At 63.4% G+C, this 23,607-nt stretch carries 29 protein-coding genes; 27 read left to right on the top strand and 2 right to left on the bottom strand.

Going from position 1 to position 23,607, the window contains the following annotated elements; translation table 11 throughout:
- Positions 1-5 precede the first annotated feature (5 nt).
- Positions 6-863 carry a FliM/FliN family flagellar motor switch protein gene (locus D3870_RS20100; RefSeq protein ID WP_119742847.1) on the bottom strand — a complete coding sequence of 286 codons (858 nt, stop codon included), beginning with the start codon at positions 861-863 and terminating at the stop codon, positions 6-8.
- A 241-nt stretch (positions 864-1,104) separates the two neighbouring features.
- On the opposite strand from D3870_RS20100, the gene fliE reads away from it, so the two are divergent.
- From fliE to flgJ, 17 genes are all read left to right on the top strand, one after another.
- Positions 1,105-1,449 carry a flagellar hook-basal body complex protein FliE gene (gene fliE, locus D3870_RS20095; protein WP_119742846.1) on the top strand — a complete coding sequence of 115 codons (345 nt, stop codon included), beginning with the start codon at positions 1,105-1,107 and terminating at the stop codon, positions 1,447-1,449.
- A 21-nt stretch (positions 1,450-1,470) separates the two neighbouring features.
- The gene (gene fliF / locus D3870_RS20090) at positions 1,471-3,174 is read left to right on the top strand and encodes a flagellar basal-body MS-ring/collar protein FliF (RefSeq protein ID WP_119742845.1); all 1,704 of its coding nucleotides are present in this window, start codon (positions 1,471-1,473) and stop codon (positions 3,172-3,174) included.
- Positions 3,158-4,192 carry a flagellar motor switch protein FliG gene (locus tag D3870_RS20085; protein ID WP_119742844.1) on the top strand — a complete coding sequence of 345 codons (1,035 nt, stop codon included), beginning with the start codon at positions 3,158-3,160 and terminating at the stop codon, positions 4,190-4,192. Before fliF ends, D3870_RS20085 begins: the two co-directional genes overlap by 17 nt.
- Complete coding sequence (gene fliH, locus D3870_RS20080) at positions 4,189-4,890, top strand: flagellar assembly protein FliH (RefSeq protein ID WP_119742843.1); 702 nt, start codon at positions 4,189-4,191, stop codon at positions 4,888-4,890. Before D3870_RS20085 ends, fliH begins: the two co-directional genes overlap by 4 nt.
- The gene (gene fliI / locus D3870_RS20075) at positions 4,887-6,197 is read left to right on the top strand and encodes a flagellar protein export ATPase FliI (RefSeq protein ID WP_119742842.1); all 1,311 of its coding nucleotides are present in this window, start codon (positions 4,887-4,889) and stop codon (positions 6,195-6,197) included. Before fliH ends, fliI begins: the two co-directional genes overlap by 4 nt.
- Positions 6,194-6,625 (top strand): flagellar FliJ family protein, encoded by a 432-nt coding sequence (locus D3870_RS20070; protein ID WP_119742841.1) that lies wholly within the window; start codon positions 6,194-6,196, stop codon positions 6,623-6,625. Before fliI ends, D3870_RS20070 begins: the two co-directional genes overlap by 4 nt.
- A gap of 101 nt (positions 6,626-6,726) precedes the next feature.
- Positions 6,727-8,097, top strand: coding sequence for a flagellar filament capping protein FliD (gene fliD / locus D3870_RS20065; protein WP_199710838.1), 1,371 nt, complete (start codon positions 6,727-6,729; stop codon positions 8,095-8,097).
- A 14-nt stretch (positions 8,098-8,111) separates the two neighbouring features.
- On the top strand, positions 8,112-8,501 hold the full coding sequence (gene fliS / locus D3870_RS20060; RefSeq protein WP_119742840.1) for a flagellar export chaperone FliS: 390 nt from the start codon (positions 8,112-8,114) through the stop codon (positions 8,499-8,501).
- Positions 8,494-8,814 (top strand): flagellar protein FliT, encoded by a 321-nt coding sequence (gene fliT, locus D3870_RS20055; RefSeq protein WP_119742838.1) that lies wholly within the window; start codon positions 8,494-8,496, stop codon positions 8,812-8,814. Before fliS ends, fliT begins: the two co-directional genes overlap by 8 nt.
- Positions 8,811-10,001, top strand: coding sequence for a flagellar hook-length control protein FliK (locus D3870_RS20050; protein WP_199710836.1), 1,191 nt, complete (start codon positions 8,811-8,813; stop codon positions 9,999-10,001). The genes fliT and D3870_RS20050 overlap by 4 nt, the downstream gene beginning before the upstream one ends.
- A 7-nt stretch (positions 10,002-10,008) precedes the next feature.
- Entirely contained in the window at positions 10,009-10,467 is a 459-nt protein-coding gene (locus D3870_RS20045; protein WP_119742836.1) for a flagellar basal body-associated FliL family protein, read from the top strand.
- A 10-nt stretch (positions 10,468-10,477) separates the two neighbouring features.
- The gene (fliA, locus tag D3870_RS20040; protein ID WP_119743171.1) at positions 10,478-11,200 is read left to right on the top strand and encodes an RNA polymerase sigma factor FliA; all 723 of its coding nucleotides are present in this window, start codon (positions 10,478-10,480) and stop codon (positions 11,198-11,200) included.
- 37 nt (positions 11,201-11,237) lie between these two features.
- A complete protein-coding gene (motA, locus tag D3870_RS20035; RefSeq protein ID WP_119742834.1) occupies positions 11,238-12,161 on the top strand; it encodes a flagellar motor stator protein MotA in 924 nt (307 codons plus the stop codon).
- The gene (locus D3870_RS20030; RefSeq protein ID WP_119742832.1) at positions 12,145-13,128 is read left to right on the top strand and encodes a flagellar motor protein MotB; all 984 of its coding nucleotides are present in this window, start codon (positions 12,145-12,147) and stop codon (positions 13,126-13,128) included. The genes motA and D3870_RS20030 overlap by 17 nt, the downstream gene beginning before the upstream one ends.
- A gap of 67 nt (positions 13,129-13,195) precedes the next feature.
- Positions 13,196-13,498 (top strand): flagellar biosynthesis anti-sigma factor FlgM, encoded by a 303-nt coding sequence (gene flgM / locus D3870_RS20025; protein ID WP_119742830.1) that lies wholly within the window; start codon positions 13,196-13,198, stop codon positions 13,496-13,498.
- Positions 13,495-13,914, top strand: coding sequence for a flagellar export chaperone FlgN (gene flgN / locus D3870_RS20020; protein ID WP_119742828.1), 420 nt, complete (start codon positions 13,495-13,497; stop codon positions 13,912-13,914). The genes flgM and flgN overlap by 4 nt, the downstream gene beginning before the upstream one ends.
- Complete coding sequence (gene flgJ / locus D3870_RS20015) at positions 13,901-14,626, top strand: flagellar assembly peptidoglycan hydrolase FlgJ (protein WP_119742826.1); 726 nt, start codon at positions 13,901-13,903, stop codon at positions 14,624-14,626. Before flgN ends, flgJ begins: the two co-directional genes overlap by 14 nt.
- Here flgJ and flgA read toward each other — a convergent pair.
- Positions 14,611-15,294 (bottom strand): flagellar basal body P-ring formation chaperone FlgA, encoded by a 684-nt coding sequence (gene flgA, locus D3870_RS20010; protein WP_119743170.1) that lies wholly within the window; start codon positions 15,292-15,294, stop codon positions 14,611-14,613. The two genes, flgJ and flgA, sit on opposite strands and share 16 nt — an antisense overlap.
- A gap of 375 nt (positions 15,295-15,669) precedes the next feature.
- On the opposite strand from flgA, the gene flgB reads away from it, so the two are divergent.
- The 10 genes from flgB (at position 15,670) to flgK (ending at position 23,606) form a co-directional block, all read left to right on the top strand.
- Positions 15,670-16,035, top strand: coding sequence for a flagellar basal body rod protein FlgB (flgB, locus tag D3870_RS20005; protein ID WP_119742824.1), 366 nt, complete (start codon positions 15,670-15,672; stop codon positions 16,033-16,035).
- 2 nt (positions 16,036-16,037) lie between these two features.
- On the top strand, positions 16,038-16,460 hold the full coding sequence (flgC, locus tag D3870_RS20000; protein WP_119742822.1) for a flagellar basal body rod protein FlgC: 423 nt from the start codon (positions 16,038-16,040) through the stop codon (positions 16,458-16,460).
- A gap of 4 nt (positions 16,461-16,464) precedes the next feature.
- The gene (locus D3870_RS19995) at positions 16,465-17,127 is read left to right on the top strand and encodes a flagellar hook capping FlgD N-terminal domain-containing protein (RefSeq protein WP_119742820.1); all 663 of its coding nucleotides are present in this window, start codon (positions 16,465-16,467) and stop codon (positions 17,125-17,127) included.
- Positions 17,128-17,167: 40 nt separating this feature from the next.
- On the top strand, positions 17,168-18,355 hold the full coding sequence (locus tag D3870_RS19990; RefSeq protein WP_119742818.1) for a flagellar hook-basal body complex protein: 1,188 nt from the start codon (positions 17,168-17,170) through the stop codon (positions 18,353-18,355).
- Between the two features lie 10 nt (positions 18,356-18,365).
- Positions 18,366-19,091 (top strand): flagellar basal-body rod protein FlgF, encoded by a 726-nt coding sequence (gene flgF, locus D3870_RS19985; RefSeq protein WP_119742816.1) that lies wholly within the window; start codon positions 18,366-18,368, stop codon positions 19,089-19,091.
- A 40-nt stretch (positions 19,092-19,131) separates the two neighbouring features.
- Positions 19,132-19,920 (top strand): flagellar basal-body rod protein FlgG, encoded by a 789-nt coding sequence (gene flgG / locus D3870_RS19980; RefSeq protein ID WP_199710832.1) that lies wholly within the window; start codon positions 19,132-19,134, stop codon positions 19,918-19,920.
- Positions 19,920-20,579 carry a flagellar basal body L-ring protein FlgH gene (flgH, locus tag D3870_RS19975; protein ID WP_119742812.1) on the top strand — a complete coding sequence of 220 codons (660 nt, stop codon included), beginning with the start codon at positions 19,920-19,922 and terminating at the stop codon, positions 20,577-20,579. The genes flgG and flgH overlap by 1 nt, the downstream gene beginning before the upstream one ends.
- Before the next feature lie 10 nt (positions 20,580-20,589).
- Positions 20,590-21,699, top strand: coding sequence for a flagellar basal body P-ring protein FlgI (locus D3870_RS19970; RefSeq protein ID WP_119742810.1), 1,110 nt, complete (start codon positions 20,590-20,592; stop codon positions 21,697-21,699).
- A gap of 9 nt (positions 21,700-21,708) precedes the next feature.
- Positions 21,709-22,107, top strand: coding sequence for a rod-binding protein (locus tag D3870_RS19965; protein ID WP_119742808.1), 399 nt, complete (start codon positions 21,709-21,711; stop codon positions 22,105-22,107).
- Positions 22,108-22,232: 125 nt separating this feature from the next.
- Positions 22,233-23,606: a flagellar hook-associated protein FlgK gene (gene flgK / locus D3870_RS19960; protein WP_119742806.1), complete on the top strand. Its 1,374-nt coding sequence runs from the start codon at positions 22,233-22,235 to the stop codon at positions 23,604-23,606.
- Position 23,607: the final 1 nt, after the last annotated feature.

The following is a 23,607-nucleotide window of genomic DNA, read 5'->3' as shown; positions in this document are numbered from 1 at the left end:
GGTGTCTATTCCACATCTTCAAAAGAGGTTAGGCAGAGCTTGCCCTGGTGTTCGGCGACGGCAGCGGTGAACAGGCGCGAGTCGTCGAGCAGCACATCGGTGCGTCCCAGGCTGATCGGGATGACGTCGCCGACGCGGACGTCAAGCAGCTCGCCAAGCAGCATTTCCTTGCTCATCAGGTGGCCCGTCAGCGTGACCTGCAGGCGGGCGGCCAGCGGCTGCGTGTTCGCCAGCGGTTTGTTCAGCTTGTCGCGCGCCGGCGCGAGGCCGCGCAGCAGCCGCGCCATCCACGCCTCGTCGAGCGTGAACCACAGCTTGCCCTGCATGCCGATGCTCGTGTCTTCAAGCACGACGCAGACGGTCCATGCGCCCTTGCGCGGAGGAGATGTCGTCGCGCTGGTGAAGTCATGCGGCTGCGCTGCCGCGCCTTCCCATGCATCGACTCGCGCCGCCAGCGTTTCCGCCAATTGCATGCCGAGCGACACGGCCAGCCGTTCTTCGGTGGCGGTGATGCGCACCGCGTCCCCGGATTGCGCTGCCGGTGTTGCGTCGATGCGACGGCCATAACGGTAATCGAGGACGCTCAACAACACTTTGCGCTCCAGCGAGAACGCAATCTGCCCCTGGCTTGCGCGATATGCGACCCAGCGCTCGCTGCCTTCGGGCTTGTCCATGCGCGTCAGCGTCACGTCGCCGACCTTGAATGCCGCCTTGTAACGGCGATTGATGTTCGCAAAAAGCGCGGACAGATCGTCGCGCAAATGCAGCGTGAATGTATGGAGCAAATGAACGGGACGGCCAAGGAGACACGGGTCCAGCACCTGGTGAAGCGGCGACGATTTTGTCTGTTTGATCGTGTTCATGAAATGGATTGGATGCGTCCGACGGGAGCCGCAGCTCACCGGAAAGTGAATAGGGATTCTACTTAATTGCCGCACGGAAATTCATAGGATTAATCCTAGTGCGCACTCGGACCCATCTGATACCGGCTTCGCGGCAAATCGTTTAACCTGCGATCGTTTCCCGTCAGAAACATTTTGAAACATCTGGGAATGTTGCACAAAAAACAGGCATTGCCTGCAGCGAAGAATGGGGTTGGGTGATATGGGATATGAACTAGGCAACAAGATCAGCACGGACATGGCATCGATCAAGGCAGATGCGCTCAGTCTGATCGCCATCGCACCGGCGTCATCGGCCGCTACAGCGAATGACGGCGCGCACCAACCAGTATCGTTCGCGCAAAGCATGAAGGACGCCGTTCACAGCGTCGATGACAAGCAGCGCGTGGCGAGCGAGAAGATGTCCGAGGTCGATAGCGGGCGCACCGATGATCTCGTTGGCGCGATGCTCGCCAGCCAGGAGGCCAGCCTCTCGTTCTCGATGCTGATGCAAGTCCGCAACAAGGTGATGGGTGCGGTTGACGACCTCATCAAACTGCCGCTGTAAGCCCACTCGAAAGCCCCTGACGTGATTGCCGCCTTCAAATCGGGTGTGGAGCGTTTTCGTTCGCGTCCCGGCGCGCTGCCGACGCTGCCTCCCGCCTTCCTCAAGAGCCTGCTGCCGCTGACGGTGCTCGCCATCGGTATCACCGCGCTGGTGCTGATGTATTTCTGGCGCGACCAGTCGGCCTACAAGCCGGTGTTCGGCGCGCATGAAAAGGTCGCCGTGGCCGACATGATGGCCACGCTCGATGCTGAACAGATTCCCTATCGCATTCATCCCGACAGCGGTCAGGTGCTGGTGAGCGATGCGATGCTGGGCAAGGCGCGCATGCTGCTCGCGGCCAAGGGCGTGACGGCGCAACTGCCCGCCGGTCTGGAACTGATGGATCGCAGCGATCCGCTCGGCGTCAGCCAGTTCGTGCAGGACGTGCGTTTCCGGCGCGGGCTGGAAGGCGAGCTGGCGCAGAGCATCATGACGCTCGACGCGATTGCCTCGGCGCGCGTGCATCTGTCCATCGCCAAGTCCAGTTCCTTCGTCGCCAGCGATGGCGAGAAGAGTTCCGCGTCGGTGGTCGTCGCGCTCAAGCCGGGCCGCACGCTGGGACCGGAGCAGATTTCCGCCATCGTCAACATGGTGGCCGGCAGCGTCGCCAGTCTCGCGCCACAGCGCGTGAGTCTGGTCGATCAGGCAGGCAATCTGCTGTCTTCGCACATCGATTTGACAGACGGCTTCGAGGCCGTCAATGGCAATGACAATGGGCGGCGCTTCCAGGACGAGGCGCGCCGCAACGTGCGCGATCTGCTGGCACCCGTCATCGGCGAGGACAACTTCAAGGTCAGCGCCACCGCCGTCGTCGATAACGACCGCGTGGAAGAAACGCACGAGAAATACGGCGACACACCCAAGGTCACCGGCGAGGCCATGCGCGATGAACAGGACCGCAACCGCCAGGCGATCGGCATCCCGGGTTCCCTGAGCAATCGGCCGATCGATATGCAGGCAAATGCAAACAATGGACCGGACGGAGCCAAGGCGCCGGATGAAGGCAACACTGCGCGCAAGAATGCGACCACGCGCCAGTTCGCCTACGACCGCTCGATCACGCAGATCAAGCGCAGCCGTGGCCGCCTGAACAAGCTGAGCGTGGCGGTGGTGCTCAACAGCGCCGCCGCGCCGGTGCCCAAGACCGGCTGGACCGCCGCCGAACTCGCCAACATCGATCGCATCCTGCGCAACGGACTCGGCATCGACGCGGAGCGCGGCGACAACCTCGTCGTGTCCACACTCGCCTTCCCCGCCAAACCCGCGCCTGTGACGTGGTGGCAGGAGCGCGACAACGTGATCGACATCGGCTCATGGCTGGGCTATGCAGTGGCCCTGCTGCTGGCCTTCCTGCTGGTGATCCGCCCGCTGGTCAAGGCGCTGGTTGGCCGCATCGCGCCGCCGCTGCGGACTGTGCCCGACATTCGCCTCGATGGTCCGGGCGCCGCCGAAGTGCCATCGCCGGCGCTGGCCGCGAGCGAGACATCGCCGGCCATCGCGCTCGGCGCGCCCGCAGCGGAGAAAAGCATGCCGGTGGTGCCGCTGCTGGAGAACTACGATTTGCCGCCGCCCGGCTCCCCGGTCGATGTACTGGTCGATCACTTGAAGGTGCTGGCAAGCAAGGAGCCGGAACGCGTGGCTGAAGTCGTCAAACAATGGGTGCAAAAAAATGGCCGATCCCAATAACGCCGCGAATCTGCCAGTCCTTGCGGGCGATGACTTGTCCCCGCTGGAGCAGGCCGCCATCGTCCTGCTGAGCATGGGCGAGGAACCGGCGGCTGCCGTGCTGCGCTGCCTGTCGCGCGAAGAGCTGCTGGAAGTGACGCAGGTGATGTCGCGCATGAGCGGCATCAAGGTCGAAGCCGTCAAGACGGCCATGCAGAAATTCTTCGAGGATTATCGCGAGCAAAGCGGCGTGCACGGCGCATCGCGCTCGTATCTGAAGCGCTCGCTCGATCTGGCGCTGGGCGGCGACATCGCCAACAACGTGCTCAACAACATCTACGGCGACGCGATCCGGCCGAAGATGGCGCGCCTGCAGTGGGCCTCGGCGAAATGGCTGGCCGACTACATCGCGAACGAACACGTCCGCATGCAGGCGGTTTTTCTCGCCTTTCTGCCGCCGGTGCTGGCGGGCAGCATCATGGAGGCGCTGCCGGCCGAAGGCCGCGATCTGTTGCTGGTCACCGTGGCGCGCCTCAATGAAATCGACCGTGAATTGCTGGTGGAACTGGACGAGCTGGTTGACCGCTGCCTCTCCAGTCTCGACATGCAGAGCGCCAGCGTCGAAGGTGTGCGCCAGGCTGCCGAGATTCTCAACCGCCTGCCGGGCGACCGCCAGCAGCTGGTCGAGCTGTTGCGCGCGCACGATCCGGATGTGGTGTCGCAGATCGAGATGAGCATGTACCACTTCGCCCTTCTGGCAACCCAGACCGAAGCCACGCTCCAGCGCATCATCGAGGACGTCGCGATCGAGCAATGGGCGGTCGCGCTCAAGGGTGCCGAGCCTGCCGTGCGCGACGCCATTCTGCAGACGATGCCGCGCCGTCAGGCGCAGAGTTTCGAGGATGTCATGCGACGTCTGGGCCCGATGCCGCTCAGTCGCATCGAGCAGACGCGGCAGGAAATCATGGAGCAGGTCAAGGCGCTGGCCGATGCCGGTGAAATCGACGTGCAGTTGTTTGCCGAAACGGTTGTTGAATGAAGAACTTCCGCCCGCACCGTTTCCCGCCGCTGGCACAGCTCACGGCGGCCGATCCGCTGGTGGCCGACGCAGCCGGCGAATGGCAGTCCTCGCTCTCCGAAGGTTTTGAACAAGGCCGGCGCGAAGGTTACGAGGCGGGTCTGGAAAAAGGGCGGCAGGACGGTTTCGACACCGGCCGCAGCGAAGGCTTGCAGCAGGGCCACGCGGACGGACGCCGCGAAACGCTGGTGTCCTTCGACAGCCTCGCCAGCCCGCTGGATGCGGCGCTGAATGGATTGAAAACGGTGCAGGCGGATTATCAATCGGCGCTGCGCAAGGAAGTGGTCGATCTGGTCGCCAAGGTGGCGCGTCAGGTTATCCGTTGCGAACTGGCGTTGCAACCGACGCAACTGCTTGCGCTGGTGGACGAAACGCTGGCGGCGATGCCGCCTGTGCGCGAGGGGATCGAGGTCTATCTCAACCCGGCGGAGTTGCAGCGCATTCTCGAGGTGGACCCGGAGCGCGCCAGGAGCTGGTCGCTGATCCCTGACACGCGTCTGGAAGCGGGCGAGTGCCGCGTCAAGGCCGGCGACCATGAAGCCGATGCCGGTTGCAAGCAGCGTCTTGCGGCCTGCATCGAGCAGGTCAGCACGCAGTTGCTGGACGAGGCTGAAGCGGGCGACGGCGCGCAACTCAAGGTGGTGAGGCAGGCAGCATGATCAGCGAGGCACTGCGCAAGCTCGAATTCGGTTCGGTGCCGGTCGCCACGCCGACCGGCAGGCTGGTCGGCGCATCGGGGCTGCTGCTGGAAAGCGCCGGCTGTCCCTTGTACACAGGACAACGCTGCCAGATCGAAACCATCAGCGGCGACTGGCTGGATGCGCAGGTCGTCGGCTTCCGCGACAAGCTGTCTTTCCTGATGCCGTTCAAGAAGGCCGTCGGGCTGACCACAGGTGCGCGCGTTCTGCCCTGCGCGGACAAGGTGAATCTGTCGATCGGTCCGTCCTGGCTGGGACGCATGGTCAACGGTCTGGGCGAGCCCATCGACGATCTCGGACGGCTGGGCGGCGAGCATGTGCTGGAGCCGCAGCCGCCGAAGGTGCATCCGCTGAAGAAAAAACGCGTGACCGAACCGCTCGATGTCGGCGTGCGCGCCATCAACAGCATGCTGACGCTGGGCAAGGGCCAGCGCGTCGGCCTGATGGCCGGCAGCGGCGTGGGCAAGAGCGTGCTGCTCGGCTTGATCACGCGCCAGACGGTGGTCGATGTGGTGGTGGTCGGTCTGATCGGCGAGCGTGGCCGCGAGGTGCGCGAATTTGTCGAACTGTCGCTGGGCAAGGAAGGTTTGAAAAAGAGCGTGGTCGTGATCGCGCCGGCCGACGAATCGCCGCTGATGCGACTGATGGCGACCGAGCTGTGCCATTCGATCGCCGCGCATTTCCGCGATCAGGGCAAGGATGTGCTGCTGCTGGTCGATTCGCTGACGCGCTACGCGATGGCGCGCCGTGAAGTGGCGCTGGCGCTGGGCGAGCCACCCGCCACGAAAGGCTATCCGCCTTCGGTATTTTCACTGCTGCCACAACTGGTGGAAAGCGCGGGCAACGGCGAAAACGAGCAGGGCAGCATGAGCGCCATCTATACCGTGCTGGCCGAAGGCGACGATCAGCAGGACCCGGTGGTCGATACCGCGCGCGCCATTCTTGATGGCCACATCGTGCTGACGCGCGAGCTGGCCGAGCGCGGCCATTATCCGGCGATCGACATTGCTGCTTCCATCAGCCGCTGCATGGCGCAGGTAGTCAGCAAGCCGCACCTGCATGCGGCGCATGCGCTCAAGGCCACGGCAGCACGCTATGCCGGCGTGAGCGACCTGATTCCGCTGGGTGCGTATGTGCCGGGCGCGGACGCCGAGACGGATCGCGCCGTCAAACTGAATCCGCGCATCGAGGACTTTCTCTGTCAGGGCACGACCGAAGCCGCGCCGCTGTCGCCCTGCATCTCCCAGCTTGAGGAGTTGATGGCATGACGCAGCCTTCGATGAAAAGCCTGTCCACCCTGGTGACGCTGCGCGCGCGCGAGGTGGACCGCCTGCAAGCCGATATCGCCGCCAAGACCGCCGTGCGTCAGCGTTATCTGAACAATCTGCAGCGCATGGAAGGCCTGTGCGCAGCGGGTGGCGCGAGTGGCGCGCTGCCCTTGGCGCTTTCGCTCAATTGCGGAAATTACAAGCAGTCGGTGATGGAGATGGCCGACGCGCACCGGGTCGAACTGGGCCTGCATGAAGCCGACATGGCCGTGACGCAACGCGCGCTTGCCGCGGCATGGTGCAAACAGGAGGTGCTCGGCAAGGTGCTGGAGCAACAGGAACGACGCGTCTTGTCCGCGCAAGAGAAAACGGAACGCAAGCGGCAGGACGAACTTGCCACGCAGATGTGGCACAGGGAGCAGCAGTGATGGCATTGACGATCTTGCAAGGCCAGGGGGCATTTCAGTTTCGCGCGGATCCGGTCGCCTTATACAAGGGAACTCCCATTTCCTTCTCATAAGAGGCCGACATGAACATCACCAATTACGATCCCGTTACAACCGCCACCGCGTTGGCCGAGGCTTACACATCCGGCAGGCAAACGCTGCTGGACACCCAATCCAAGGCGGCGCAGAGCACCTCGACCGCATTGACCAGGCTGCAGTCGGCCCTGACCGCTTTTGACAGCGCAATCAACGCGCTGTCGAGCAAGAAAACCCCGCTCGCCACCTCCGCCGTCTTCAGCAACACGGCTGTCGGCAGCGCGACGGCATCCGCATCGGCAACGGCCGGCAGCTATTCCTTTTTCGTGGAGCAGCTCGCCAGCGCCAACCAGGTCACCTATGGCGGCCTGACCAGCCTGCCGGTTTCCGCCACTGATTCCATGAGCGTGAAGCTGGGCAGCCTCAGCTTCAATGTCGATCTGAAAGCGGCCGACACGGACAGCGATGGCAACCTGTCGGCAAAAGAGATCGCGGCTGCCATCAACGGCGCGCCGAACAACAACTCGCTCGTGACCGCATCCTTCGTGACCGTCGGCGGCGCATCGCAGCTCGTGCTCACCTCCAACACGGCTGGCGCTGCCAACACCATTTCGCTGGACACCACCGGCGTGGCGGCCGGCGCGCTGAAGACTGCACTGTCGAACGGTAGCGAGCTGGTCGCGGCGAAGGATGCCATCGTCTGGCTGGGCGCGCAGACCACCGGCGTGAAACTGCAGCAGTCTTCCAATACCTTTACCGCCATCGACGGCGTCAGCATGACATTCACCAAGGCGATGGCGACCGGCGAAGCGCCGGTCACGCTGACCGTCGCCAGCGACGACAACGCCACCGCAGCCAACGTGCAGTCCTTTGTCGATGCCTACAACAAGCTCGAGGAAGTGCTGGACAGCCTGACGAACGGCGGCGATGCGCAGAACGGCGTGGCCGCTGCCGCCTTCGCCAACGACTCGGGCGTGCGCGCGCTGCGCAGCCGCCTGGTCAGCACCATCCGCGAGAGCGTCGGCGGCCTGACTCTGGCGAACTACGGCGTCATTGCAAACCGCGACGGCAGCCTGTCGCTGGACCAGACCAAGCTGAAGGCAAAGCTGGCGACCAATCCGGACGGCCTGACCCAGGTGTTCGGCAGCAGCGGCACCACCAAGAGCGGCGTGCTGGGCGACCTCGATACCTATCTCAACCTGTGGACCAACAGCGCCACCGGACAGATCGCGCAGCGCAAGACGGCGGTGACAAAGCTCCAGGACTCGTTCACCGAGCGGCAGGCGACGCTGGACAATCAGTACAACAGCGCCTACGAGCGTTACCTGATCCAGTACACGCAGCTGCAAACCCTGCAGTCGCAACTGAGCCAGACCTCCAGCATGTTCGATGCGCTCTTCAGCAATGACAACAGTTAACCCATGAGAAAACGATCTTGAACCACGACGCCTACAGCTCTTACCACGCGGTCAATCTCGACTCGCAGACCGCCCGTGCGTCACCGGTGCAACTGGTGCTGATCCTGATGGACGGCCTGCTGGAAGAGCTGGCGCGCGCCCGCGCGCACATCGCCGCCAAACGCTACGAGCAGAAGGCGATCAGCCTGGATAAATGCGTCGAGATACTGAACGGCCTGTCCAGTTCGCTCGATGTCGAGTCGGGCGGCGAGGTCGTCACCAATCTCGGACGGCTGTACGACTACTGCTCGTGGCGGCTCTACACCGCCGGCGTCCAACTCGACACGACGATCGTGGACGAAGTCACCGGACTGCTCAACACGATCAGGCAGGGCTGGCTGGGCGTGCAGGCGAAGTATGAGTAAGCAAAAGCAGCTGGCGCACATGAGCAAGCTGACGCACCGCCTGCACGCCGCAGCCGACGCCGGCGACTGGCAGGCCACGGCCGCCGCCGATCGTGAATTGGCTGCGGCCTTGCCTGTGCTGGCAGCGCAAGGCGAATGGACGCCAGACGAGCGCGCCGCTCTGGAAAAGCTGCGCGTCGCGCATCAACAGGCGCAGGAACACTGCGCGCGCGAACTGGTGAGGGTGGGCAAGCATCTGGGTGACATGCAGGAACACAAGGAAGGCTGGATCGCATACGCGTTGAGCAGCAATTTGGAAGAGGGCAGAACATGAGCAACTCGTTATCGACAATGCTTGCGCCGCGCGCGCGCCAGGCATCGGCCAAGGAGTCAGCGACGGAGCCGGCGCCAGCGCCGCAGACGGTCGCTGAGAATGCTGGCACGGCTGCAAGGGATGTCGGGCGGTTTCCGCAGCTGTTCAGGATGTTGCGCAAGGATGCCGACTTGCACAGTCTCGAGCGCGACGATGCCATGCATGCGGAAGGAGGTGATACACCTGCGACTGCACATGGCGAGACACAGGATGAAGCGGCACTGACAGATGCGGCGATGCCGCTCGTGCTCGACATGCCCGCACTGGCAATGGCTGCCAGCGATCCCGCAATACAGAACGGAACGACTGCAGCCGCCATGGTGCAGTTCTCCACGGAAGGCGTGGCGATGCTGCCGGACGCCGATCCTGCGCTGAAAGCGCAAATGCCGCAAGCCGCGATCCTCGCAACGAACCCCGGTGCGCAGGCGACGCCAGCGGAACAGGGCGCAGCGCAGATGACGCCGATAACGGCCATGCTGTCAGACAGCACCGCCAGCGTGAACATGCAACTGCACCGCGTCGCCACTCTCGCCGCGAGCGCCAACGCCAATCCGGCAACGCCGCTGCATGACGCGTCGCGTCTGGCGAACGTGCGCGAAGCCGATGCCGCATCTGCTGCCGTCCCGCGCGGCAATGTCGGCGGCTCGGCGGACTTCGCACCGACTTTCAACACCGTCGCCGCCACGGCGAGCGCTGCAAACGGCGCATCCGCAGACACGCTCAAACTGGCAGGCGCGCCGGCCCAATGGCAGCAGCCGCTCAGGGAAGCGCTGGGCGAACGACTGCAGGTGCAACTCGGCCGCAACAGCGAACACGCCGTGATCCGTCTCGATCCGCCCATGCTGGGCCGCATCGAGATTTCGATCCGTCATGAGGCTGGCGCATTGCAGGTCCACATGAGCGCGTCCAATGGCGAGGTGCTGCGCCAGCTGCACGGCATCGGCGACGGTCTGCGTCAGGATCTGGTGCAGCGCCAGTACAACGATGTCGCGGTGGTGGTCTCGGCCTCGCCGCGCCAGGGCGATGCGGAAAGTGCAGGCCGTCAGCGGCAGGGCAATCCCGGGCAGGAAGACAAGACGCCGGGCCGCGCCCTGGCCGACGCCGATCAGGAGGCCTCTGCCTACGCTTTTCTGAAAGACCTTGAGTGATCCGAACATGAAGAACAATCTCAAACTCGTACTGGCATTTGTCCTGATCATCGGTATCGCCGCTGCCGCCGGGGCCGCCGCGACATGGTGGGGCATGAGCCCCAGCCCGGCCGGCAAGGCCGCGGACAAGCCGGCCATCGATACGCGCGTCCACAAATACGTCAGCCTCGACAAGGTGATCGTCATGCTGCGGCGTAGCGCCGGCGAAACCACGCCGCATTACCTTGCCGCCGAACTCGTGTTCAAGACGACGGAGGACAAGGAAAAGCTCACCAAGTCGCACCTTCCCATGCTGCGCAGCGAGGCGGTGAAAGCCTTGTCCAACTACTCGCTGGAGAAGGCAGAAGCGATGACGGTCACCCAGCTTGCGGTCGAAATCGACCGCGCCCTGGTCGATCGTTATGCACGCGACCGCCAGAGCAAGCCATTTTCCGAAGTCATGATCGGCAAGCTGATCATTGAGTGAATGCATGGAGATGCTCGTGCAAAACGCGATGGAGTACGCAGAGGTGCGGTCGGCAGCGACGGCAGGCTGCGTCGCGGACGAGCAGGCGCATCTGCTGGCGTATGCGCCGCTGGTCAAGCGCATCGTGTATCAGCTCAATTCGCAGGTGGGCGGCGCGATCGATCGCGAGGACATGGAACAGATCGGATTGATGGGATTGCTGGAAGCGCTGCGGCGATACGGCACGCCGGACGAGAGCTTCGGCGGCTTCGCTTCGATGCGCATCCGCGGCGCGATTCTCGATGAGCTGCGGCGGCAGGACTGGCGTCCGCGCGAGGTGCGCCAGCAGAGCCACAAGCTGCGCGACAGCGTGCGCGCACTGACCCGCCGTCTTGGCCGCGAGCCGGGCGAGGCCGAGATCACGCAGGCGCTGGGCATTACTGCCGAGACCTATCAGGCATATCAGCTGGACGAGAACGCGGAGCAGCTTGCCAGCTTCGACGAGCTGGTGCAGGAAATGGAAGGCAGGTTCGCCGATACGCCGAACCCCGAGGACCAGCTGATGCTGCGGCGCACGCTGGAGCAGGCGCTGATGCAACTGGACGAACGGGAGCAGCGCGTGGTGCAGATGTATTACGAGTTCGAACTCAGCTACAAGGAAATTGCCGCGGTGCTGGACCTGACGGACGCACGCGTTTGCCAACTGAACAAGGGCGCTTTGCGGAAGATGAAAAGCTTCCTGAAGAGCGCATGAATCATTACAAGTCACAACGAGTCGCAAGGGTAGAAAAATGCAGCAACTAGTCGGTATCGCCATCGTCCTCGGATGCGTCTTCGGCGGCTTCATGATCGGCGGCGGCGCCATGCACGCCATCTGGGAGCCGGTGGAGCTGCTCATCATCGCTGGTGCCGCGCTCGGCGCCCTCGTGCTGGGCAATCCGCGCCACGTACTCGGCGAGATGCTGGTGCAGTTCCGGCAGATCATCATGATGCGCAAGCGGGACTCGGAGTTCCAGCGCCAGCTGCTGCTGCTCATGTACGAGCTGTTGCAGACCGCCGCCGGCGGACTCAAGGCGCTGGATGCGCACGTCGAAGCGCCACGGCAAAGCCCCATGTTCCAGCGTTATCCGCTGATTCTCGAACAACCCAAGTTGCTTGCCTTCATCGTCGACAATTTCCGCCTGATGGCGATGGGCAAGATCAACGGACATGAACTGGAAGGCGTGCTGGAGCAGGAACTGGAAGCCATTCACGACGAGCTGTGCCAGCCGTCCAAGTCGCTGCACAAGATCGCCGAGGCGATGCCGGGCTTCGGCATTCTGGCGGCGGTGCTCGGCATCGTGATGGCGATGAACACCGTCGGCGATGGCGCCAGCGCTGCGGAGATTTCCGAGAAGGTTGCAGCCGCGATGGTCGGCACCTTCATCGGCATCTTCTTCTGCTACGGCGTGCTGGACCCGATCAGCAACATGATGAAGCAGCTGGTGAGCGAGGAAGTCTCCACGCTGGAATGCGTCAAGGTCGTGCTGGTCACGCATGTATCGGGCAAGCCGGCGCTGCTCGCGATCGATGCCGGACGGCGACTGGTGCAGCTCAACATCAAACCGAGCTTTGCGAAACTGGAAGGCTGGATCAACGCCCTGGAAAACCGCGAAGAAGTCGACGCAACGCCGCAACGCAGGGCAGGAGACAGGCCACGTGCTAAACAAGCTTGACAAGCATGACAAACACCAGGAAGCCGTCATCAAGCGCGCCGCGCGCAAGCACGATGACGACGGCCACGGCGGTGCATGGAAAGTCGCGTTCGCCGATTTTTGCCTGGCGCTCATGTGCCTGTTCCTGGTGCTGTGGGTGATGGCTGCGCGCGAAAAGGAATCCATTCAGGAAGAGATGAATAACGGCGGCGGCAACAGCAAAGTGGCTGAAGGAAGCAGCATCATGCCCGAGACGATCGGCGGGCCGCGCGGCAGCATGATCGAACGCGCACTCATGCCCGGTCGGGGCGAAACCGGACCTGCCGGCCCGTCATCGGGCGCGCCTGCGGCGAAGACCCGCTATGAATCGAAAGACGATCTGGAAACCCTGTCGCGCGTGCTGGAAAACCTGTCGTCCGAAGGCGGGCTGGCAAGCAATCTGCAGACCATCGTCACACCGTATGGCTTGCGCGTGATGCTGCACGACACGGAGAAACAAGGGATGTATGTGCGCGGCAGTTCCGTTCCCACCGATCGCTTCAAGGCGCTGCTGCGCAAGATGGGGCCGCTGTTCGCGCAGATGGAAAACCAGATGCTGATCGTCGGGCACACCGATTCGCTGCAGTATGCGGATGGGGGGCATGCGGCCTTCTCGAACTGGACGCTGTCGAGCAATCGTGCGATGTCCGCGCGCGCCCAGCTGCTCGCGGGCGGCATGGCGGGCGACGGCATCCTGCAGGTGGTCGGCATGGCGGATCGCGCGCCGCTCGATGACAAGCAACCGGCGGCGGCTGTCAATCGCCGCATCGAACTGCTGATCCTGACCAGCGGCCAGGCGCAGGCGATCACCTCCATGTTCGGCATGCCGGGCGAGGTTCAGCCCTTGACCAAAGATGTGGATTCCGCGCTGCCCGACATCGATGCGCTCAAGGCCCTGCGCGCCCGGCTGATTCCGGTAAAAGGCGGGGCCACCCATGCGAACCAATAATCTTTCCAGCGGCAGCCATGACGTCGCGTGCTGACATCACATGCAAACCAGACCAAGAGGCAATCGAATGAAGATTTCAACGGGCACAGGCCCGTCGCCAATTGCGGGTACCAGCCAGATCACCGAGACGGCAGCCGGCGAGCCGGTCGCGCCGGCGGCATCGGCGGCATCGGCGGCATCGACGAGCGCGTCCGGCGGCGCATTGCAGTCTGCGGTGTTGCAACCGGCGCTGACGGCCTTGCGCGAGATGCCCGATATCGATCAGGCGAAAGTGGCGGCCTTGCGCGAGGCGCTGGCCAAAGGCGAAATGCCTTTCAACGCGGCCAAGCTGGCCGGTCTGATCGAGCGCTTCCATCGGAGCAAGCCATGACGCGCAAGGATGCGCTGGCGCGCCTTCTGCGCGGCGTGGGTGAGGACGTGCGGGATTATCGTGAACTGCAAGCAATGCTTGAAGAGCAATTCATGGCTGCGCTGCGTTACGAAACCGCCCGACTGAACGATGTCGCCGAACGCATCACGACGCTGGTCGAGACGCTGGAATTGCGCCGCGCGGAGCGGGTCGCGCTGGTGACCGAGATGCTCGGTGAAGGTGCAAGCATGTCCGACACGTTTCCGCTTCTGACCAGACCGGCGCGCGAGGCGCTGGAAGCAGGCTGGCAAACGCTCGAAGAGCTGGTGCGCGAGTGCAAGGAACACAATGCGCGCAACTGCAACCTGCTGATGGACCAGCACGGCATCATGCAGCGCGTGTTGCATGGCGAGGAACAGATCTATGCTCCGGTCTGACATGTCACCGCTGCCCACGACAGCGACTGTCGCCACCGCCGCGACCGCACCGGTTCGCATTACGCCGGCGTTTTCCGCCGCGTCCGGCAGCAACAGTTTCGCAGCCACGTTCGGTTCAGTGCATGCCGATGTCATGGAGTTCATCGAGAACGGATCGCAAAACGCCGATCTGCCGTCGCTCAGTGTCGAAGGGCAGGCCTACAGGGCGAGCGTGCAGCCGGATGGCGCGGCAGTCGTCGGTCCGGAGCAGCAGGAATTTCTCTCTTCCATCGCGCCGTGGGCGCAGGAAGCCGGCAAGCGTCTCGGCGTCTCGCCCGATATCGTCGCCGCGCACGCGGCGCTGGAGTCGGGCTGGGGACGGCGGCCGCTGCGCCAGGCCGACGGCGGCGACACCAACAATCTGTTCGGCCTCAAGGCGGGCGGCAGCTGGCGCGGCGATGTCGCGCAGGCGATGACGACGGAATACGAAGACGGCAGCGCGGTGGCGAAGGCAGAACGATTTCGCAGCTACCCGGATCGCGCCAGCGCGTTCCGTGATTACGCGCAATTACTGCTGAACAATCCGCGTTACCACGCCGCGCTCAACGCCGGCGGCGATGCGCAGGCGTTCGCGCAGGGACTGGCACAGGGCGGCTACGCCACCGATCCGGCGTATGCCGAAAAACTGGCGCGCACGGCCACGCGCATTCAGTCGATTCAGTCGGGGGAGTGAGCGGGCATGGATACCGGCATGTCAGCAGGTTCAACCGTGGCATTGGCGATGACCCGTGCGCGGATGACGTTGCCGTTCGCCGCGTTGCGCACGCGTACGATCGCGCCGCGCGTGCCGCCATCCAGTGCCTCGCCTGCGACGCTGACCGCGATCTGTTCCCTGCTGGCCAGGATGCGCACCGCGTCGCCGCGTTTGACGAGCGTCGGCGCAATCAGCGCATTCTTGCGCACGATGTCGCCGGCACGCATCGCCCGCCGGGCGGCCATGCCGACGACCTCCTGCGGTTCGGAAATGGCGTCCGGCGTGGTGGATACCGTGCGCCGTTCCAATGTCAGATCGGTCGCCTCCAGGACTTGTCTGGCAGGGATGACGGTGGCGGCCACCAGCACCTGCGCCGATACGCTGGCACGCACGATGAACTCATGCCGCCATCCGTCCGCGCCGGGGCACATGGCGGCGATGCGCATGCGGCTTGGCTGCCGCGTGTCCATGTTCTCGAGCTTGACAGGCGTCGCGCAGGCAGGCGCCGGCTGGCCGTTTCTGACCACGCTCACCTCAACCAGCGGATCGCGCAGTCCCGCGCGTTCGGCTTGCTGCACAAGCAGGGCTCTGGCCGCTGCTTCGACCCGCTCGGTCACGCGCTCTGCTGCGGCAGATACATGGGTCATGTGGAAAACCAGCAGGCCGGCAGTGGCGGCACGCAGGATGATTGAAGCACGGGGATGGACAGCAGGGAAGCGTGAAAACATGAGGCGGACAGAATCGAGTGAAGTAGCGGAGCGAATGGCGATGGCCGCAGGGTGCGCTACGCACCCTGCACGCCTGCATGGCGAAATGAATGATAGCCATTTTGCAGGCCGCTTCCAACAGTCTTTAAGAGCGTCTAACAAAATGATTCTGAGGGTGTTGCGCCGCCTTGCCGTACAGGTCGTACTGTCTGCGGCGGCGCGCCTACTCAGAACCGCTTCGCTTCATTTTGTTAGACGCTCCAAGGGATGCCGTTCGCGGACGGCTTGTCGAAGTTTCAATAAGCGAGGTGAAGCATGAGCATTGATTTTGGGAAGGCGCTAGGCATCCATCCGGACGCGCTCAAGTTGCGTGCTGAACGGACCAAGGTACTGGCATCGAATATTGCCAATGAAAACACGCCGGGTTATCAGGCGCGCGACATGGATTTCCGCACCGCCTTGCAGCAGACCAGCGGCGAGGATCCGAGCGGCCTGAGTCTCTCCACCGATGACACCGACATGATGTATCGCATCCCGTATCACCCTGCAGGGGACGGCAATACGGTGGAGATCGGCGTCGAGCAGGCGGCGTTTTCGCAGAACGCGTCGGACTTCCAGACCAGTCTGACTTTCATCAACATGCAACTCAGGGGGCTGGCGAAAGCCATTGCCGGACAATAAACATGTCATTCCAAAACATCGCAAAAATTGCCGGTTCCGCGATGGCGGCCCAGACTGTCCGCCTCAACACCATTGCCAGCAACCTCGCCAACGCCGACGCGGTGTCCGGCAACGAAGCCGACACCTACCATGCACGCAAGCCGGTATTCGCGGCAGTGATGGGCGACGGCAGCGGCGACTTCCCGAACGCGGGCGGCCGCGTGCAGGTGCTGGACGTGGTCGAAAGCACGGAGCCGCTGCGCAAGGTGTACGAACCGGGCAACCCGCTGGCCAACGAGGACGGCGTGGTGTTCTACCCCAACGTGAATCCGGTGGCGGAAATGACCGACATGATGTCGGCGTCGCGCGCTTTTGAAACCAACGTCGAGGTGCTGGGCCGCGTCAAGGTGATGCAGCAGTCGCTCCTCAAACTGGGCGAGGGATAAGAGCATGCAGACCACTTCATCGACCACCACGAATACGCGCACGCAGACAGGCGACAGCAGGCCTGCCGCCAACACGAGCGCGATGTCGGACATGTTCACCACGCTGCTGGTGGCGCAGATCAAGAACCAGGATCCGCTCGCGCCTTCCGACCCCAGCCAGTTCGTCAATCAGCTGGCGCAGCTCAGTCAGACCGAAGCGCTGCAGAATCTGGCGAGTCTCACCTCCAACAATGCCACGGTGCTGCAGAGCATGCAGATGCTCGCGCTGGGCGCGCAGGTCGGCTCGAACGTGATGGTGGAAAGCGACAGCGTCACGCTGGGCAAGACCGCGGTGCAAGGCACGGTCACGCTGCAGAATGCCACGACCAGCGCGACCCTGGTGCTGACCGGCGCGAACGGCGTCAAGCACAGCATCGCACTCGGTTCGAATGCGGCGGGCGAGGTGCCGTTTTCCATCGACCCGAAGGCGCTGGGTCTGCCGGAGGGCAGGTATTCGATGCACGTCGATACGGCCAGCGGCGAGACACCGATGATTGCACTGGCGGGCAAGCTCAACAGCGTCAAGCTGACTGCCGAAGGCGCATTGCTCAACGTCGACAACGCCGGCATGGTGACACCGTCCGCCATCCTCAGCTTCAACGGCCAGTCGGCCGCGGCATCCAACTAACAACGCATCCCATACCGCATTCAACTGAAAGGAATTCAGCATGAGTTTCGATATCGCACTTTCCGGCATCCAGGGCATCAACAAGCAGCTTGACGCCATCAGCAGCAACATTGCCAACTCCAGCACCTACGGCTACAAGTCCAGCCGCGCCAATTTCTCATCGATGTATGCGGGCACGCAACCGACCGGTACCGAAGTCAGTTCGCTGACGCAAAGCATCGGCATGAGCGGTAATGTGTCGACCACCGGCGGTTTGATGGATGCCGCGATTCAGGGACGCGGCTTTTTTGTCAGCCGCGACAGTTCGGGCGCCATGTTGTACAGCCGTGTCGGTATCTTCTCGGTCAACAAGGATGGCTATGTGGTAGACGGTTTCGGGCGTCGCACGCAAGGCTATGGCGTGACTCCCGGCAGCACCGCCTTGGGTCCGATGGGCGACCTGACGGTGCCAACCGGTCAGATTGCGGCGCAGGCGAGCACCAAGTTGCAATATGTCGGAAACATGTCCGCCGGCTGGACAGCACCGGCGGTTGCCGTCTTCGACAAGACCGATGCGCTCTCCTACAACAGCTCCAAGACCTCGTCGGTTTACGACTCGCTCGGCAACCAGCACAGCGTCACGCAGTATTTCGTCAAGACCGCCACCAATCAGGTGACGGTGCACTACACCATGGATGGCACCGATCTCGCCGCGACCACCACGATGGATTTCGACACCGCCGGCCAGTTGGTCAATCCCGCTGCCCCGGTCGCACTTGCGCTTGGTACACCGACCGGCGCAGCGGCGCTGACGGTCAATCTCGATTACACCGGCACCACGCAGTTTGCAGGTGATGCCACCACGACCGCCAATGCATCCGATGGTTATGCGTCGGGCACGCTGACCGGCGTACAGATCGCGGAAGACGGCGCAGTGATGGCGCAATACAGCAACGGCCAAAAGCAAAGCGTCGGCATGCTGGTGCTGGCGACCTTCCCGGACGAGCAGTCGCTGGTGCCGGTCAGCGACACGAGCTGGGCCGCTTCCAATGCATCCGGTACGCCGCTGTACTCCATGGCGGGCATCGGCATGGCAGGCAAGCTGACTACCGGCGCACTGGAACAATCCAATGTCGATATCACCTCGGAACTGGTGGAGCTGATGACCTCACAGCGCAACTACCAGGCAAACTCCAAGGTCATCTCTGCCGAGAGCGCAATGATGCAAGCGCTGATGCAGGCAATGTAACGGAGCGATCATGGATGCACTGATCTACACCGCCATGAGCGGCGCCGAACGTGCCTTGCATGCGCAGCAGGTACATGCCAACAACCTCGCCAATCTGGAGACCAGCGGCTTTCGCGCCACGCTGGAACTGACTGCCAGCCAGTCGGTCCCCGGCTACGGCTACGATGCGCGCCACAAGGGGCAGTTGCAGGCCAATGCCGTGACGACCCGCGAGGGCACCATCAAGGCAACCGGCCGCGAACTCGATGTGGCGATCGCAGGGCAGGGCTTTTTCGCGGTGCAATGGCAGGACGGCGAGGCATACACGCGCGCCGGCGCGCTGACGCTGGATGCCGAGGGCATGCTGACGGTCAACGGCCGCCCGGTGCTGGGCGACGGCGGCCCGATCGTGCTGCCGCCCTTTACCAATGTCACCATCGGACAGGATGGAACGATCTCGATCCAGCCGGCAGGCGAGCAGGAAATGCAGGCGGTGGACAAGCTCAAGCTGGTCAAGCCGCAAGCCGCCGAGCTGACCAAGAACGAGGCGGGACTGATCGTCACTCGCACCGGCGAACCGTTGCCGGCGGACGAGACGGTGACGGTGCGCGGCGGCCATCTCGAAGGCAGCAACGTGTCGGCGGTGGAGGAAATGGTCGCCACCATGAGCATCAACCGCGCGTTTGAAATCCAGATGAAGCTCTACAAGGCCGCCGACTCAATGGCGGATGCCGGCAATCGCTTGATCGGCGGCTGATCGACCGAACCTCTCAACCACGAATACTCAGGAAGAAATCATGAACCCAGCCATGTGGATCAGCAAGACCGGCGTGCAGGCGCAAGATGCAAAACTGCAGGCCATCGCCAACAACCTTGCCAACGTCAACACCGTGGGCTTCAAGCGCGACCGCGTGATGTTCGAGGACTTGTTCTATCAGGTCGATCAGCAACCGGGCGCGCAGCGCGACGACAACACCCTGTCGCCGACCGGCGCGCAACTGGGCAACGGCACGCGCATGGTCGGCACGCAGAAGGTGTTCACCAACGGCAGCCTGCAGACCACCAGCCAGTCGCTGGACGTGGCCATCGTCGGCAACGGCTTTCTGCAGGTGACGCGGCCCAATGGCGATCCCGCCTACACGCGCGCCGGCCAGCTGCAGGTCGATGCAAACGGACGCCTGGTCAATGCGCAAGGCCTGCCCCTGGTCCCGGAAATCACCGTTCCGAATAACGCCACCGCGATCACCATCGGCGAAAACGGCGTGGTGTCGGCCACCATCTCGGGAAGCACGGCACCGTCGGAACTGGGCCAGCTCACGCTGACCAGCTTCATCAATCCGGCCGGGCTGCTGGCGCTGGGCGAAAACCTGTTCCAGGAAACCGCCGCCAGCGGCGCACCGACCGACGGCAATCCCGGCGAAGGCGCGCTCGGCAAGCTCAAGCAGGGCGCGCTGGAAGGCTCCAACGTGCAGGTGGTCGAGGAGATGGTGGACATGATCGCCGCGCAGCGCACCTACGAGATGAACACCAAGGTACTGAGCGCGGCGGACAACATGCTGCAATACCTTTCGCAAGCGGCACGTTGATGCGCAGCCTTGTCATGATCGCGGCGGCGCTGCTGTTGCCGGGCTGCGCCGCCATTGCCCCGCCGCAGGCCCAGCCGGGGCCGAGCGACGATCCGCCGCCGGCGGTGCAGTCGGCGCAGCGCAAGGGCCAGTCCGGCGGCGTGTTCGTGTCGGAAGCGGCGTGGTCGCTGACCTCCGACAGCCGCGCGTTTCGCACCGGTGACGTGGTGACGGTGGTGTTGCAGGAAGTCACGCAGGCGAGCAAGCGGGCCGGCACCAGTTTTGAAAAGGAAAGCAGCGTCGCCGTCACGCCGACGGTCATCGCCGGCAAGACGATCAAGACGGACATCGGTGCGGGCGCACAGCGCGATTTTGCCGGCAACGCATCCAGCACCCAGCAAAACATGCTGCAAGGCGCGATCACCGTGATCGTGCAGGAAGTGTTGCCGAACGGTTTGCTGCGGGTGAGCGGCGAGAAGAGCCTGTACCTGAACCAGGGGGAAGAATTCATCCGGCTGCGCGGCTATGTGCGTGCCGCCGATATCGATACCGACAACCGGGTGTCGTCGCAGCGCATTGCCAATGCGCGCATCGCCTATTCCGGCCAGGGCGTGCTCGCCGATGCAAACGCCCCCGGCTGGCTGACGCGATTCTTCGCCAGCCCATGGATGCCTTTCTGAGAAGAACCACATGAAGATTCTTTCGATCGCCTTTATTCTGATTTCCCTGATGTCGGGCGCGGTGCAACCCGCGAGCGCCGCACAGACGCTGCGCAATCTGGTCAACGTGGAAGGCGTGCGGGAAAATCCCCTGATCGGTTACGGCCTGGTGGTCGGGCTCAACGGCAGCGGCGACAGCACGCAAGCCAAATTCTCCGGCCAGTCCGTGTCCAACATGCTCAAGCAGTTCGGCGTCAAGGTGCCCGAAGGCGTCGATACCAAGAGCAAGAATGTGGCGACAGTGATGGTGAGCGCCGTATTCCCGCCCGGCTACCGCAAGGGACAGAGCGTCGATGTCACGGTGTCGTCGCTCGGCGACGCCAAGAATCTGCGCGGCGGCACGCTGCTGCTGACGCAACTGCGCGCGGCCGACGGCGAAATTTATGCGCTGGCGCAGGGCAGTCTCGTGGTGGGCGGGTTGAACGCGCAGGGCAAGAGCGGGTCCAGCATCACCGTCAACACGCCGACCTCGGGCCGCATACCCAACGGCGCGATCATCGAGCGCGAAATCGAAACCGACTTCGACACCCGCCCGACGGTGCGCCTGAGCCTGCGGCGGCCGCACTTCCAGACAGCGACCAATATTGTCGATGTCATCAATCGCCGCTTCGGCGGCGATATCGCCAGCACGCGCGACGCCACCAGCGTCGACGTGATCGCGCCCGCCAATCCGACCCAACGCGTGGCCTTCGTCGCCAAGCTCGAAGCGCTGTCCATCACTGTCGGCACGGAGGTGCCGAAAGTGATCTTCAATTCGCGCACCGGCACCGTGGTGATCGCCGAGGGCGTGAAAGTGCGACCTGCGGCGGTGTCGCATGGCTCGCTCAAGGTCGTCATTTCCGAAAGTTCGGCGGTCAGCCAGCCTGCGCCTTTCAGCCAGGGAGGGACAACGGTGACGCCGCAATCCAGCGTGGCGGTGGATCAGGGCTCCGGCCACATGTTCAAGTGGCCTGCCGGCGCCAGCCTGCAAGCCATCATCGACGTCATCAACAGCATCGGCGCCACGCCCGACGACATCATGGCCATCCTGCAAGCGCTGGATCAGGCCGGTGCCATCGACGGCGAGCTGGTCGTTATCTGAGGACTTGCCATGAATGCAATCGAATTACAGACCAGACTCCAGACAGATGCCGCCAGCGCCGAAGCGCATGGTGTACCCGTAGCACCGGCCGCCGATATCGCATACCGGAACAAGGCCGCTGCCGCAGCCGAAAAGTTCGAAGGCTTCTTCATCGGCCAGATGCTGCGCCAGATGCGCGCAAGTACCCGCGAGATAGCGGGGGAAGACAGCGTGTTCAAGAATTCGGTCAACACCGACATGCTCGACATGGCCGACACCATGCTGGCGGACAAAATGGCGGGGCAGCGCGCCTTCGGCATCGCTGACGCCATCCTGCGCCAGTTATTGCCTGCAGCACCTGCAGCACCGGCAGCACCGTCAACGCCGGCAGCGGCGGTTGCGGGTCAGGTCCTTCATGCGAAGAAATAGCCAATATTGCATCGGCATTTAATTTTTTGCCCCAACCGGTCGCCTATTACCAATAACGGCCATGTGATCACGTTCTCGCCCAACGGGCGGCGTCCACAGCCTCGAGCGGGAAAGAACCTTGCACAATGAGCATCATTAACAACGCACTTTCAGGAAGCCTGGCTGCCCAGCTGGCATTGGACGCGACCAGCCAGAATATCGCCAACGTCAAAACCGTGGGTTACACCCGGCAGGGCGCACTGCTCGCCGCGCTGGGGCCGAGAGGCAACCTGCATTCGGCAGGCAGTGGCGTCGAAGTGAGCTCCTTGATGCGCTTTTCCGACAGCTACAAGATCCATCAGATGTGGCGCGCGGCATCCGACCTCGGTCAGCGTTCCGTCACGCAGCCCTATCTGACGCAGCTGGAGCAGGTGATGGGCGACGATGAATCGAGCATCAGCAGCGGACTCGACACGTTCTTCAGCGCGCTCAACGCCGCCAGCCTGGAACCGAGTTCCACGCCGTTGCGGCAGCAGATCATCACCGCCGCGAATACGATGGCGCAGCGTTTCAACACGCTCAATGACGTGATGCGCAATCAGCGCACCGCGATTCGGCAGCAGATGGATGCCGTCGTCCCGCAGATTAATCTGCTGACGAAAGACATTGCTGCGTTGAACGAGAAGATCGCGTCCATGCAAGCCACCGGCGGCAACGCGTCCGCCCTGATCGACGCGCGCGACCAGCGGATCGATACGCTGTCCGGCCTGGTGGGTGTGGAGGTGGTCGATCAGGCCGACGGCTCGCGCAATGTGTCGCTGCGCAGCGGCCAGCCTTTGGTGATCGGCAGGACTGTTTCGACGCTGTCATTGCAGAGCAATCCCGATGGTTCGAAGACGCTGAACGTGGCCTTCGCCAACGAAACATTCACGGTGGCGGGCGGCAATCTGGGCGGACAACTGGGCGGGCTCGACGACTTCCAGCGCAACACGCTGGTGCCGCTGCAACAATCCATCGCCGATATCGCCAAGGAAGTATCGGCCACGGTCAATGCGCAGCTGGCGGCGGGCTTTGCCGCCGATGGCAGCGCCGGCGTGCCCTTGTTCGTCTTCGACGCCTCCAGCGCAACCGGCATGCTCAAGGTGAGCGGCAGCGTGCAGGCGAAGGATCTTGCCTTCTCCGCCGACGGCACCGCCGGCGACAGCGGTAACCTGCAGAAGCTGATCGGCCTCAAGGACCAGTCGATTGCCGTGTCATCCATCGGCACCGTCCTGCTGGGCGACGCGAACACGCAACTGCTCGGCAAACTGGGCATGGACAGCAAGCAGAACCAGTCGCTGCTGGCAACCGCCGAAACCGTCCGCAGTCAGGCCAAAGAAAACTGGGCCGCGACCAGCGGCGTCAATGCCGACGAGGAAGCGATCAACCTGATGGAGTTCCAGAAGATGTATCAGGCCAACATGAAAGTCATCGCCGTTGCGAACGAGCTGTTCGACAGCACGCTCGCGATGATGGCCTAAG

The sequence above is a fragment of the Noviherbaspirillum cavernae genome, assembly GCF_003590875.1.
Taxonomy (GTDB): Bacteria; Pseudomonadota; Gammaproteobacteria; order Burkholderiales; family Burkholderiaceae_D; genus Noviherbaspirillum; species Noviherbaspirillum cavernae.
The sequence above is the reverse complement of the archived record's forward strand: the minus strand, read 5'-3'. Positions and strand labels throughout refer to the sequence as shown.